We start from the raw sequence: 14,106 nt of genomic DNA, 5'->3' as shown, positions 1-14,106 counted from the left end.
GTTGATTCCTCTCATAAAGAATACATGACAATTGTCATATCGATGTCATGACGCATCATACTGTTTCCTAAGTTTTCCAAGTAATACAATGTAAATATAAGAAACAGCGGGGGTGGAGAGATGGAAAAGATTATTGAAGTAAATGGTGTTTCTAAAACATTTAAACATAAAAACGCAGTAAATAATGTTTCATTTCATGTAAATAAAGGGGAAATAGTAGCGTTACTTGGTCCGAATGGTGCGGGGAAAACAACGACGATGTCGATGATGCTTGGATTAAAGGACCCAACAGAAGGTAAGGTCTTTATATTTGGAAAGAGTCCAAAGCATAGAGATGTTCGTAATAGCCTCGGTGCGATGCTGCAAGAAGTAAGTGTCATTGATAGTATTACGGTGGAAGAGGCAATTGAGTTATTCCGTAGTTATTATACGAATCCTATAGCGAAAGAAACGTTACTGCAGTTATCAAATTTAGAATCAGAGCGAAAGCAAAGATGTGAGAAGTTATCAGGTGGGCAAAAAAGAAGGTTAAACTTTGCGCTTGCACTTGCGGGAAATCCAGATTTGTTATTTTTAGATGAGCCGACAGTCGGAATGGATATTACGTCTCGAAGAACGTTTTGGGAAACGATTCGAAAGTTAGCAAGTGAAGGGAAAACGATTATTTTAACGACGCATTATTTAGAAGAAGCAGATGCTTTAGCAAATCGTATCTTATTATTTGCGAACGGAAAGATTATCGCAGATGGTACACCAGACGAAATGAAAGCAACAATTTCGAGAAAAACAATCACATTTTACTCAAAGGAAAGCATTCCTACAAAATTACTAAAGGAATTACCAAATGTAACAGAAGTAAAGTCAAACGAAGGACGCTTCATTTTAACAACGGAGGATACGGATGCAACTTTAAAAGCCATTTATCAAAGGAGTTTACCTGTAACAGATGTTTCAGTTGAACGTGGAAGTCTTGATGAGGCATTTGAACAATTCGTTGCAAATCAGAAGGAGGAAATCGCATGAGAGCGTTATGGACGCAGTGCAAAATAGAAATTTTACGTACATTCCGCAATAAATTATTTATCTTTTTCTCATTATTAATGCCTGTTATGTTTTACTACATTTTCACAAATGTTGTTCAAGTACCACAAAACGGAGATGCGTGGAAAGCACATTATTTAATTTCGATGGCAACTTTCAGTATTGTAGGGACTGCACTCTTTAGTTTCGGTGTGAGACTTTCTCAGGAAAGAGGGCAAGGATGGACACATCTTCTAAAAATTACACCGCTTCCAGAGGGAGCATATTTAACAGCAAAAATTATCGCTCAAACAGTAGTAAATGCTTTTTCAATATTAGTTATCTTTATTGCAGGGATACTAATTAATCATGTTGAGTTAACGGTAGGGCAATGGATTGGTGCGGGGTTATGGTTATTGTTAGGGGTAACACCATTTTTAGCGTTAGGAACAGTAATAGGTTCCATTAAGAAGGCGGACGCAGCTGCTGGCTTAGCAAATATTTTAAATATGAGTTTAGCTATAGTTGGCGGGTTGTGGATGCCGATTGAAGTATTCCCAAAAATATTAAGAACGATTGGTGAATGGACACCGACATACCATTTCGGAAGTGGTGCGTGGGATATTGTAGCTGGAAAATCAATTGGATGGGAAAATATCGCGGTATTAGGAGGTTATTTCCTTATATTTGTTGTAGTATCAATATATATAAGAAAAAGACAGGAAGCGGTATAAATGATAGAGAAGAAGAGGATTGAGATTTTTCCGAAACATATGGGATTTTTTCCGTACATGTGGCTTGTGTATTTATTATTTCCAATTTATCATTTAGCACAAGCATCAGGATGGAAGCTTGTGCTAGGAAGCGGTATGTTGATACTTTTTATTATCACATACCGTCAGCTATATTTTGTTCAGAAGACGTTTATTTTATGGGCATGCATTCAAATGATACTCATCTTTTTATTTGCTTTATTTTATAATCCTTTTATGATATTTTTTGGCTTTTTCACAGCAAGTGCGATGGGGTTTGCGCCAAATAAGAAAGTATTTCGAGTGCTGTTATGCTCGTTAGTTATAATGCTTGGAGCATTTTTATTTGTAAATATGAATCAAATAACAACTACAAGTTTAGTAAATATCGTTCCTATGTTTATTTTAATGCTTCTTACGCCATTTGGTATGCGTAATTTTAATCAGAAAAAGATGTTAAGAAATCAATTAGATGAGGCGAACGAGCAAATTAAAGATTTAGTAAAACGTGAAGAACGGCAGCGAATTGCAAGAGATCTTCATGACACATTAGGGCATACCTTATCTCTTATTACTTTAAAAAGCCAGCTCGTTGAGAAGTTAATTGTGAAAAATCCAGAGCGTGCAAGTGCGGAAGCTAAGGAAATTACACAAACTTCTCGTACAGCTTTAAAACAGCTGAGAGAATTAATTTCTGATATGCGTATGATTACGGTAGAAGAAGAGCTAGAGCAAATAAAAGCGATCTTACAAGCAGCTAATATTGAATTAGAAGTGAGGCAAGAAGCAAGATCGAGCTCGTTATCACCAATTGAACAAAATATTGTCGGGATGTGTTTACGTGAGGCCGTTACAAATGTTGTAAAACATAGTAAGGCAACGCGGTGCGCAGTTTCTGTATTAGAATCACAAGGTGAACTGATTTTGAAAGTAGAAGATAACGGAATCGGTTTAACAGATCAAAATCATGATGGAAATGGTATTCGCGGCATGAAAGAACGAATTGCTCTTATTGATGGATTTGTTGAACTAGGTACAATCAATCCAGGGACGTTATTAACGGTAAAAGTTCCAGTTGTTATTAGAACAGGAAAAGATGAGGTGAGGGCATGATTCGAATTATTATTGCAGAAGACCAGCGGATGCTTCGTGGTGCATTAGGGGCCCTGCTTGATCTAGAAGATGATATCGAAGTAATTGGGCAAGCTGCGAACGGGGAAGAGGCGTTAAAATTAATTGAATCGTTAAAGCCAGATGTAAGTATTATGGATATTGAAATGCCGATTCAAAGTGGATTGGATGTCGCTGAGACTTTAAAGAAAGAAAAATCATCATGCAAAGTAATGATTTTAACAACATTTGCACGGCCGGGATATTTTGAAAGAGCAATGAAAGCTGGTGTGCACGGCTATTTATTAAAGGATAGCCCAAGTGAAGATTTAGCGGCAGCAATTCGTAATGTAATGAAGGGGAAACGAGAGGTCTCCCAAGATTTAATGTTTGGCTTATGGCAGGAGCAAAATCCGTTGTCAGATCGCGAAAAGGAAGTACTGTTGCTTGCGAAAGAAGGAAAGACGGCAAACGAAATTGCGAAGGCACTTTATCTTTCGCCGGGTACAGTACGTAATTATATTTCTGAAGTATTAGCGAAGCTTGATGCGAAAAATAGAATTGAGGCAATTACAATTGCGGAAGAAAAGGGTTGGATATAAAAAGAAGGTTACCTATGAGAGGTAACCTTCTTTTTATAATTATTGTACTTCTATTACTTGATTTACTTTTTGTAACGGTTTGTAACCGTGTGCTTCAAATGCCTTTGCAAATTCATTTGATACGGCAGTGCCATATAAATCTTTTGCAGCTTGTACGATATGAGATTGAAGTGATTCAAAGTCTTCAGCGGAAGTTGCATAATTTTGCAATGCACGCATAACAACTTTACTTACTTTTTCATTTCCTTGTTTTTGAACAGCAACACCGTTATATGTTTTACCTTCAGCTAATTGATATAATACGTGACTGATAATACCAGAATTCACGTGTGATTCTTGATTATTACCATCGTTATAGAAATCTTGTAAATTTGTATATAGTTTATGACCGCCGTCACCAATTTCCCTTGGGATATCACGAATTGTTAGGCCACCTAATGTATCGCCCATAATCCAGTTTCCTTTATCTTTCTTTACGTAATATTCGATTTGTGTACCCCAGAAATCCGCTAATCCCTCGTTTAGTGCAGATGTTTCAGCGCTTGGATATCTCACGACTTTATTTTTCGTCGTGCCACTGAATACAGCATGTCCAAATTCATGAGCTGTTACATCAAGAGCGGATGTTAGTTTTCCGTCTAAACCATCACCAAATACCATTTGGTTCCAAGCGGGATGCCAAAATGCATTTACATAGTCTTCTTTTACACCATCACTAACTTCAGTAGAATCAAAACCGTGTACACTAGCAACAACTTTTGAATCTTTATTGTCGTAACTTTTTAGATTATGTTCTTTCTTAAAGTAATCGTAAATATCACTCATGTTCTTCATAGCGCCCGCGGCTTCTTTATCTGCAAAATTAGGATTGCTACTTGAAATTAGTGTCCCTGGATAACCAGCTTGACTATATCCTCCGAGAGAATCGGCGTAGTTTGCATTATAAATATAAATACCATTTCCGCGTGATAAATCTGCTAAATAAAACTTCCCATCAGTTCCTTTGGCAATATTGAAAGAGATGTTTTCTTGAAGTGCATTTTTCCCAGTTCCTTGCTCACTTGCAGGGGATAATCTAGGTGATGTTACTTGATTTATAGTCTTATTCTCTTTGTTTTTAATGAATTTTTCTTGGAAAAGTACTTCGCCAGTTTTTAAATCAACGATAGCATTGCCGTTTATAATTTGTTCATTGTTTTCATAAGTAAATGTAATAACAGTTGCGAATGTATAATAGCCATCTTTTTTCTTATAAACAACGGTTTCGCTAGAGAATTCTGTCTCAACTGCATCACTTGGAATTTGAACTATATCGCGTAATTTAGATTTTACTTCATTTTTCGACAAAAAATTTGTTATAGTAAGATTAGGTTGTTGATTTAAATTTTGAACAACTTTACCACTAACAGTTGTGATCACTCCATTTTTATCTACTTTTACAATGAGATCTTGGCCATATACTTTATAGTTTTTATATGTTTGTGCAAGGCGAACTTCGGTTTGATTTTCTTTGGTTTCTTTATTTGTAGGTTGGAAATCTACATTTTTTTCAGTAGTGACTTGTTCTTGTTGAGCTTTAGCCCCGTTTACCTCACCTTTTAAATACTTTTTCGCAATATTTTCTTTCGTATCATTTTGAGGTTCTGTTAATTTTCCAATTGTTAAACCAGGCTGAGCAATTTCAACTTTGACTTCATTTTTATCTAATTCTTGGGCATGAATAGCTTTTGTTGATAAAGGACAAAGGAGACCGAACGTAACGAAAGCACTAGCAAATTTTCTATAATTCATCTATAACACTCCTAATCTATTATTGTATGTGAGATGAATTGTATGAAAAATTTGCCGAATTATATATATATTATGCATTATTTCATATCAAAAATTGTCGAATTCACATTATTGTAGTGGTATGACAACTTAAAAAACTAGATTGTTATAATGGGATGGTGAGTAAGTATGCACGCAGAAAAATTAGGAAGTGAAATTAAGAAAATTAGGGTGATGAGAGGATTAACACAAAAACAGTTATCCGAGAACATATGTCATCAATCGGAAGTAAGTCGAATTGAATCGGGCGCGGTATACCCAAGTATGGATATATTGCAAGGTATTGCAGCAAAATTACAAGTTCCCATCATTCATTTTTATGAGGTACTCATTTATTCTGATATTGAGAGGAATAAGCAGTTAAAAGATCAAATTATTCTACTTTGTAAGCAAAAAAAATATAAAGAAATTTATAATAGAGTATGCAATGAATTGAAAAAGGAAGAATATCATCCCGAGCTTCAGCAATTTCTTCAATGGCAATATTATGTAGCTGCTTACGTATTGAAAAAAATCGATTACGAATATTGCATTTTAGAATTAAAGAAATTGCTCAATCAACAACTGGTAGGAATAGATGTATATCAGAACCTTTATATTGAAAATGCAATTGCAAACATTTATGCTGAAAACGGCTATTTGAAGCAGGGTATTGATTTGTTTGAAAATATATTAAAACAATTAGAGGCATTGCATGATAATAAAGAGTTTGATGTGAAGGTGAGACATAATCATGCAAAAGCATTATACATAGACAATCAATACGAAGAAGCGCTTTGTCACGCAAATAAAGCCATTGACCTATCGTGTCGAATTAACAGTATGACATTGATTGGACAGTTATACTTTCGAAAAGGTGAATGCCTAGCAAAACTTGGGTGTGATAGAGCAGAAATTGAAGATGCTTACGAAAAAGCATGCTTCTTTTTTGATATATTAGGAAACCATGAATTAAAAGAATCACTTATAAAAAAAATGAAGAAATAAAAAAGACATAAAGAACAAATATGCATAATTGCATAAAGTCTGGATAATTTTTCATGATATATTTAAAGAAAAAAATGCGGGTGATGGAATATGAAAAAACTACTTATTGGTAGTTTACTAACGTTAGCGATGGCATGGGGTATTTCATTAGGAGATACAGCATTAGAGAAAAACCAAATAATTTCTCATAATAATCAAGAGGTACAATTAGCTAATGAAGTACCTTTTGAGTTCTAAAAAACAACCGTCTTACTTAGACGGTTGTTTTTTTATGGAGTAACATCCAAACGTCTTTACTAGAGACAGGTTTGCTAATAAAGAATCCTTGAATGTGATCACAATTTTGTTTATGTAAAAATTCCCATTCTTCTTCCGTTTCTACACCTTCTGCAATCACTTTTAAATTTAGTTCTTTTGATAGTGTAATAATGGAAGAGACAATTGCTTCTTCTAAAGGGCTAGTTGTAATTCCACAAATAAACTCTCGAGCGATTTTTAATGTGTTGATTGGATATTTTGTTAAATAAGCTAAAGAACTATAACCAGTTCCAAAGTCGTCGATTGAAATTTGAATACCGAGATTTTGAAGTTGTTCTAGTTTTGCAACTACAGATTGATTTTGATTAATTGCGATGCTTTCCGTAATTTCAATATCTAGTGCTTCGGGTTTCAGTTCTGTTTCTTCCAATACCTTTGAAATAGTTGGGATTAAATCTGCATGGTTAAATTGAACAACAGATAAATTTACACCAACTTTTAAGTGAGAGAAACCTTGATTATGCCATCTTTTTGCCTCTAAACAAGCAGTACGTAAAATCCAATTGCCAAGTTCAATAATAAAACCAGTTTCCTCTGCTAGAGGGATAAATTGGGCAGGAGATACGATACCGAGTTTTGGATGCTTCCAACGTATTAATGCTTCAAAACCGATAATTTGTTTTGTTTTTGTGCTTACTTGTGGCTGGTATTCAAGGAAAAATTCATTTTGTTGTAATGCTTTTGAAAGTTCACCTTCTAAGAATTGAATTTCATTTTGAGCGATACTCATTTCTTTTGAGAAGAAAACAAATCTGTTTTTTCCATTTGCTTTCGCACGATACATAGCCATATCAGCATTTTTCATTAACTCATTTACATCAGTTCCATAATCAGGGTACATCGCAATTCCGATACTTGGTGTAATAGAGAGTTCTTCGCCTTGAATGAAGAATGGTTTGTTTAAAATAGTTAAAATCTGTTCAGCTATAAAAATTGCACTTTTTTCTGAGTACATTTCTGGTAATAGAATTGTAAACTCATCTCCACCTTGGCGAGCGACGATATCTTTTGAACGCAAGCAACCGCGTAATCTTTTTGCTACTTCAATTAATAATAAATCTCCAACGTCATGGCCAAGTCTATCGTTAATTTTTTTAAATCGATCTAAATCAAGGAATATGACGGCGACATCATTTGCGTTAGTTTGGGCTGTATTTAAAATGGCTTTTAAATCTTTTTCGAACTTTCGACGATTTGGTAATCCAGTAAGTGCATCGTGAAAGGCTAAATGTTCTACTTGTTTTTGTTTTTCATATAAGGTGGTAATATCACGTGCTATCCCAAACATTCCGACCACTTCTTTGTTTATAAAAGTAGGGATAAGTGTAATATGGAGATAATAATAATAGCCTTCTTGTTCTTTTGTACGAACTTCTAACGTTTGTGGCCTACCTTCCTTTGTAATTTGTAAAGCCTTCTTTAGTAGTTCGTGGTCTTTTGAATCAATGAAGTGTACCAGAGAATAGCTTGCCACTTCGCAATAATAGGCAGTAAATAAGCTTTCGCACGCCTTATTAGATTGTTGAAAAATGCCATTCATATTTAAAGAGAAAACGGCATCGGGATGGTCCTCGAATAAAGATTTATAACGTTGTTCACTTTTTGATAATGCAAATGCACCTTCTTCAACTTCGTCCTCTAGTTGTGTAGTCAACTGTTCATATGTATGAATTAGTGCTTGATTATCTTTCCACATGTAAAGTTGCCGCAAGAATAACAAAATAAGTGATAATACGAGACCGATTAACATGAATTTATCATCCCAAGGTTGAATGATAATAAAAGAAAAAGTAATAATTATACTAAAATAAGGCAGTATAAAACGTACATAATCGAATCGATAATATTTTGTTTTCGTTTCATGCTGCATTGGTTTATCTAAAATATATAGTATGGAAGAAAGTCCAATTAATAAAATAGAAGCAGTGTGTATTAAATAATTAATTTCAGCAGAAGTTTTCATCCCAAAATTCAATTGAAACAGATGAATATAACCGTATACGAGTATAATAGTGAAACCGATAATTAATGCAATTCTACTAGAAGAATATTGTTCTCTTCTATATAGGCTAATAACGGCGTAAATTACTAATGATTGTGCAATGAAATACCCAATTAAAATCCAAGTATCCTTTGTTAACATGTGGAAGCTTGAAAGGTCTAAGATAAAAGTTAAGGTGAAATAAATGTTCATAATAATAATAAAGATGCTATCGAATGAAAATTGAGAAAGCCCCTTAATAGAATAATTTTTTATAAACTTTATAGCAAATCCAACAAAGAGCAAAATATATTGTATGATAAAAAAAGGTAATGCTTTATATGAAAATATAGATTGATCATGTATAGAAAGTGAACTAAGAAATAGGGTTATCTCCATAACTAATCCACATAGGCAAGTACATAGTAATAAAATCCAAAATAGTTTATCACTGCGTTTCATTCTCTTAATAGCTTTATATAAACAGTGACAAGAAAAAAGTGCAGCGAAACAGAATAAGAAAAGAATTCCAATCTCCTTTATATGCGACTCATTTGGAATAAAGAGTATCCAAAGAGCAAATATAGATATGTATATTATGACAAATTGTACATATTTTTTTTGATTAATCATATTATGACTCCGTTTCAATAAAGTTGAATCTCGAGGGAATGCTAATTTAAATAATAGCATATAAAATAGGATGTTTTTTACTATAAAAATTACTTTTTTGAAAAAATGGTGCAAAGTTACAATTTACCACTGTAACATTGCACCACTTATTCTTTTAATTCCTCTTATAGCAGAAAGTTCATCTATTAATTGGAATAATGCTAAGTCTTTTTGTTTACTTTCAATCATAATATCGAAATTATGATTGTGTTTTTTTGCAATGTGTAAGAAAGGCTTAATAAACTCTAAATCGATATATTCAGCATGAGCCCTAAATTCTTTTTCCGATCTCGGGGAGGAAATGTGAACTTTAGGAGAGATATTTGTATGTGACCAAGTTTCAAAAATTGCAGGAAGCAACTCTTCTAGTGGTTCCTCGCAAAGATTGGCCATATGATGATGATAATCAAATACAAATGGAATATTTTCTTTTTGGCAAATTGATAAAGTTTCAGCGGTTGTATAGGTTTTATCATCATTTTCAAGAGTCATTTGTTTTTTTATATGTGTAGGAAGTTTTTTTATGTTTTCATGGAAGCGCTCAATTGCCTTTTCTTTATTTCCATAGGCTCCACCTACATGAATATTAATGTAAGAAGAATCTGCAATGCCTATAGCATCCAATATTTTATAATGATAAGTCATATCCGTAATAGCGTTAGTAGTAATATGTGGCTTGTCGCTTGTAAATAGCGTAAATTGATTTGGATGAAAACTTATTCGTAAATTGTGTTCTTTAATTAAAGCCCCTATTTTACGCCAAAGTGGTGTGAATACCCCAATATAGTCAAACTCGACTTCGGGATGTGTTGCAAGTGGGACGATGGAAGACGATAGGCGATATAGTGGGATTTCATGCGCTATATTGTAATGAAGGATACGTATTGTGTGCTCTAAATTTTGCCTTATAACATGGTACAGTTTGTCTTCTCGCTCTTGCTTGCTGAGTTTCTTAAAGCTTGTAAACGTCATTGTTTTGGCAGGAGAACAGTCCCAGAGTGCCATTGCATGTGAGACATATCCAAACCGTATAAGCATATGAGATACACCTCTTTTATTCATTGTCTTTCCTATAAAAAGAAAGCAAACATTGTTCCAATCCATTCCTTTCCTCTATCGATAAGAGAAGGCGGGTTTACATCGCTATAGGAAAGTACAGATGCATTCTCTAGATCTTCATGGAATTTCTTTTTTACTGTTTGAATGAAATGTTTATTATATAACAGGCAGTTTATTTCATGGTTAATATATAAACTTCTCATATCAAAGTTTGCTGTTCCGATATCGCAAATATCATCGTCTACTATAATAATTTTGGCGTGAAAAAAACCTTGTTGAAATGCATAAATATTGCAACCAGCCTGTATTAATTTTCGGCAGTACGGAAATTTGGCTTCTCGAACAAGAGGGTGATCAGCTTTTTCTGGAACAAGAATTGTGATTTGAACCCCTCTTTCTCTTGCTTTTAATAAAGCATTCATAATTTTTTTTCCAGGAATGAAATATGGTGTACCGATACAGATTTCTTTTTTTGCCGCGTTAATTAAATGTAAAAAAGTATGCTGTAAATAAGCCCCATCAGTCGGAATAAATTGATGCAGGATGGTACCTGGGTTTTGTTTTGGAAAATAAAGAGAAGCATCTAATAAATTTTGTTTCGTATCATCAAACCAGTCATGCAAAAATTGCTTTTGTAAATCTTGAACCCCTTCTCCTGTAAGACGTAAATGGTAGTCTCGCCATAATCCTAAATATTCATTATGCCCTAGATACTCTTCACCGATATTAAATCCCCCGATATAGCCGGTTTTCCCATCAATCACTGTAATTTTCCTATGATTTCGTTGATTGGCAGAAAAGAAAGGCAGAGGAAATTTTACCTTATGACAAAATGAAAAAGATACACCATGTTTTTGCAGGGAGCGAATAGCTTCGTTTGATAAAGAATGGCTGCCAAATCGATCAAGTAAAAGTCGTACTTCAATTCCTTCCTGAGCCTTATCAATCAGCAATTTTAAAAATTCACGACTGATTTTATCGTTTTTTACAATGAAGAATAAAATATGAATGTGATGCTGTGCTTGTTTTATATCAGTAAATAAAGCGTCATACAAATCTTTCCCGTATGTATAAAGGTGAAAATCACTTTGACGTAAAGGGAAAGTGCGAGAGCTTACTCGTTTTAAATGAAGAAGTCTCCCGTATGAAAGGTCAATTGTAATCCAAAGAGCAACGGATATTAACAAAAGAGATAAGTAGAGCATTAGTGAATTCCCTCCTTCGCATTCTTTTCACCTTCAGTGTGTTACAAATGATACGGGTAGCGCGGCTGTTATTATAAATTTCTTTAGAGGATAGATCTTGTACTGGTTAAAGTGTCACTTTATCCCGCTTTAACGGGCAGTAAGCTTCCTATTTCAAAAATTGATGAATAAGCAGAAGCTAGTTTGGAAATCAACTGCCCGTAAAAGCCCGATTGGTTCAATTAATAATCAGCGGGGGATGAACCACCCCTGCTGATTAAAGTTTCACTTTATAGTTTCACCGAAATAAACAGCTTTATGAAAAAATGTGTTGTTCTATAACAAAAAACTGTTGACTGAATGCTCACTCATTATATAATGGGGATAGGGGATATAATTCAGAAAATTATATATTTTTGAAGATTCAAAAAAGAAAGAAGGCTTACAAAGAGAGGGGTAGCATAAAAATGAATAGCTTACTGATCATTAATTGGCTGGCTGCCATTGCTGTTATTGCTTATGCAGGATATTTGTTTGTATATCTTATACGGACGAGAATGGCCTACATACAGTTAGGGAAAAAGATTGAATTTGACCGTCGTTTTAAAGAGCGTTGGGATCTCCTTAAGGTCAATGTTTTCGGTCAGAAAAAGCTGCTGAAAGATAAGAAAAGCGGCATCATTCACGTTATGTTCTTTTACGGATTTATTCTTGTCCAATTTGGAGCAATTGACTTCGTTTGGAAAGGACTCGCACCAGGATCACATCTTCCACTTGGACCACTATACCCTGCATTTACATTCTTCCAGGAAATTGTCACACTTGTTATTTTAATTGCAGTATTTTGGGCTTTTCATAGACGTTATGTAGAAAAGCTTGTTCGTTTAAAACGTAACTTCAAATCAGGTCTTGTTCTTATCTTTATCGGTGGCTTAATGATTTCTGTGCTACTTGGTAACGGTATGGGACTTATATGGCATGGCGAGGAGCTTTCATGGAGTGAACCAATTGCTTCTGCAATCGCTTACGTTTTTAGCGGGATAAATGAAACCGTAGCCATTTCAGTGTTCTATTTTTCTTGGTGGGTGCATTTACTAATTTTGTTAACGTTTTTAGTGTATGTTCCACAATCAAAACATGCACATTTAATTGCAGGACCAGCTAATGTATTCTTCGGTCGTCTTTCAAACCCAGGGAAGCTTGAAAAGATTGATTTTGAAGATGAAACGCAAGAAACATTTGGTGTTGGTAAAATTGAAGACTTTAGACAAAATCAACTTATTGACTTATACGCTTGTGTAGAGTGTGGCCGTTGTACAAATATGTGTCCGGCAACAGGAACAGGAAAAATGTTATCGCCGATGGACTTAATTTTAAAACTTCGCGATCATTTAACTGATAAAGGAGCTGCGGTAACATCAAAAGCACCGTGGGTTCCAGTAGTTGCCTTCAATAATACACAAGGAAATCAGTTAGCGATGATGGCAGCTGGAAAAGGACAACAAGAATCAGCGTCTACAACGCTCGCTTACGATCCGAGTTTAATCGGAGATGTTATTACAGAAGAAGAGATTTGGGCATGTACAACGTGTCGTAACTGTGAAGATCAATGCCCAGTTATGAATGAGCATGTTGACAAAATTATTGATTTACGTCGATATCTCGTTTTGACTGAAGGAAAAATGGACGCGGAAGCACAACGCGCGATGACAAATATCGAGCGTCAAGGAAATCCGTGGGGGCTGAACCGTAAAGAGCGTGAAACATGGCGCCAAGGTGATGATGAAGTAACAGTTCCAACTGTAAAAGAAAAATCAAAAGCTGGGGAGGAATTCGAGTATTTATTCTGGGTTGGTTCAATGGGATCATACGACAATCGTAGTCAGAAGATTGCGATATCGTTTGCGAAGTTAATGAACGAAGCAGGCATTTCATTCGCAATTCTCGGTAATAAAGAAAAGAATTCTGGAGATACACCACGCCGCCTCGGAAATGAATTTGTATTCCAAGAGATGGCGACAAAGAATATCGAAGAATTTGAAAAGGCAGGAGTGAAGAAAATCGTTACGATTGATCCTCATGCTTATAACACATTTAAAAATGAGTATCCGGACTTTGGCTTGCAAGCAGAAGTCTATCATCATACAGAATTGTTAGCTCAGTGGGTGAAAGAAGGGCGCTTAAAGCCTGTTCACGCTATTGAAGAAACAGTTACGTACCATGATTCCTGTTATTTAGGAAGATACAACGAAGTGTACGAAGCGCCACGTGACATTTTGAAAGCGATTCCTGGAGTGAATCTTGTAGAAATGGCACGTAACCGTGAAACTGGAATGTGCTGTGGCGCAGGTGGTGGCTTAATGTGGATGGAAGAAACAACAGGTTCTCGTATTAACGTTGCTCGTACAGAACAAGCATTAGCTGTACAACCATCTATTATCGGTACAGGTTGTCCATATTGCTTAACGATGATCAGTGATGGAACGAAAGCAAAAGAGGTAGAAGAGAAAGTTCAAACTCTTGATGTGACAGAGATTTTAGAACGATCTGTTATCGGACAGAAAAAAGAAGCGATGTAGTTTGTAAGAATG

Annotated in this window: 11 protein-coding genes; 7 read left to right on the top strand and 4 right to left on the bottom strand. The window is 35.0% G+C overall.

Translation table 11 applies throughout. The annotated features are described in order from the left end of the window. The first annotated feature begins 120 nt into the window (after window positions 1-120). The 4 genes from GBN91_RS15855 to GBN91_RS15840 are packed head-to-tail and all read left to right on the top strand — an operon-like array spanning window position 121 to window position 3,484. Window positions 121-1,023, top strand: coding sequence for an ABC transporter ATP-binding protein (locus GBN91_RS15855; protein ID WP_000411129.1), 903 nt, complete (start codon window positions 121-123; stop codon window positions 1,021-1,023). Next, the gene (locus tag GBN91_RS15850) at window positions 1,020-1,754 is read left to right on the top strand and encodes an ABC transporter permease (RefSeq protein ID WP_152121748.1); all 735 of its coding nucleotides are present in this window, start codon (window positions 1,020-1,022) and stop codon (window positions 1,752-1,754) included. The genes GBN91_RS15855 and GBN91_RS15850 overlap by 4 nt, the downstream gene beginning before the upstream one ends. Then, window positions 1,755-2,885: a sensor histidine kinase gene (locus GBN91_RS15845; protein WP_000570624.1), complete on the top strand. Its 1,131-nt coding sequence runs from the start codon at window positions 1,755-1,757 to the stop codon at window positions 2,883-2,885. Beyond that, on the top strand, window positions 2,882-3,484 hold the full coding sequence (locus GBN91_RS15840; protein ID WP_000619259.1) for a response regulator transcription factor: 603 nt from the start codon (window positions 2,882-2,884) through the stop codon (window positions 3,482-3,484). Before GBN91_RS15845 ends, GBN91_RS15840 begins: the two co-directional genes overlap by 4 nt. 39 nt (window positions 3,485-3,523) lie before the next feature. On the opposite strand, the gene GBN91_RS15835 is transcribed toward GBN91_RS15840, so the two are convergent. Then, window positions 3,524-5,275, bottom strand: a complete 1,752-nt coding sequence (locus tag GBN91_RS15835) for a M4 family metallopeptidase (protein ID WP_089607761.1) — start codon at window positions 5,273-5,275, stop codon at window positions 3,524-3,526. 168 nt (window positions 5,276-5,443) lie between these two features. Here GBN91_RS15835 and GBN91_RS15830 point away from each other — a divergent pair, with 168 nt between their 5' ends. Continuing rightward, entirely contained in the window at window positions 5,444-6,301 is an 858-nt protein-coding gene (locus GBN91_RS15830) for a helix-turn-helix domain-containing protein (protein ID WP_000542925.1), read from the top strand. A 90-nt stretch (window positions 6,302-6,391) separates the two neighbouring features. After that, window positions 6,392-6,538, top strand: a complete 147-nt coding sequence (locus tag GBN91_RS15825; protein ID WP_000734727.1) for a quorum-sensing peptide PapR — start codon at window positions 6,392-6,394, stop codon at window positions 6,536-6,538. Between the two features lie 16 nt (window positions 6,539-6,554). Here the strand turns inward: GBN91_RS15825 and GBN91_RS15820 are convergent, their stop codons facing one another. The 3 genes from GBN91_RS15820 to cls form a co-directional block, all read right to left on the bottom strand. Beyond that, entirely contained in the window at window positions 6,555-9,233 is a 2,679-nt protein-coding gene (locus tag GBN91_RS15820) for a DUF4084 domain-containing protein (protein WP_152121746.1), read from the bottom strand. A 123-nt stretch (window positions 9,234-9,356) separates the two neighbouring features. Beyond that, entirely contained in the window at window positions 9,357-10,310 is a 954-nt protein-coding gene (gene uvsE / locus GBN91_RS15815; RefSeq protein WP_011110499.1) for a UV DNA damage repair endonuclease UvsE, read from the bottom strand. A 32-nt stretch (window positions 10,311-10,342) separates the two neighbouring features. Further along, window positions 10,343-11,536 carry a cardiolipin synthase gene (gene cls, locus GBN91_RS15810; RefSeq protein ID WP_000966423.1) on the bottom strand — a complete coding sequence of 398 codons (1,194 nt, stop codon included), beginning with the start codon at window positions 11,534-11,536 and terminating at the stop codon, window positions 10,343-10,345. Between the two features lie 446 nt (window positions 11,537-11,982). Here cls and GBN91_RS15805 point away from each other — a divergent pair, with 446 nt between their 5' ends. Next, window positions 11,983-14,094 carry a (Fe-S)-binding protein gene (locus GBN91_RS15805; RefSeq protein ID WP_001086776.1) on the top strand — a complete coding sequence of 704 codons (2,112 nt, stop codon included), beginning with the start codon at window positions 11,983-11,985 and terminating at the stop codon, window positions 14,092-14,094. Window positions 14,095-14,106 lie beyond the last annotated feature (12 nt).

It is taken from the genome of Bacillus sp. B1-WWTP-T-0.5-Post-4 (genome assembly GCF_009183795.1).
GTDB lineage: Bacteria > Bacillota > Bacilli > Bacillales > Bacillaceae_G > Bacillus_A > Bacillus_A cereus.
Note: the sequence above shows the minus strand (reverse complement) of the source record. Positions and strands in the feature narration are given on the sequence as shown.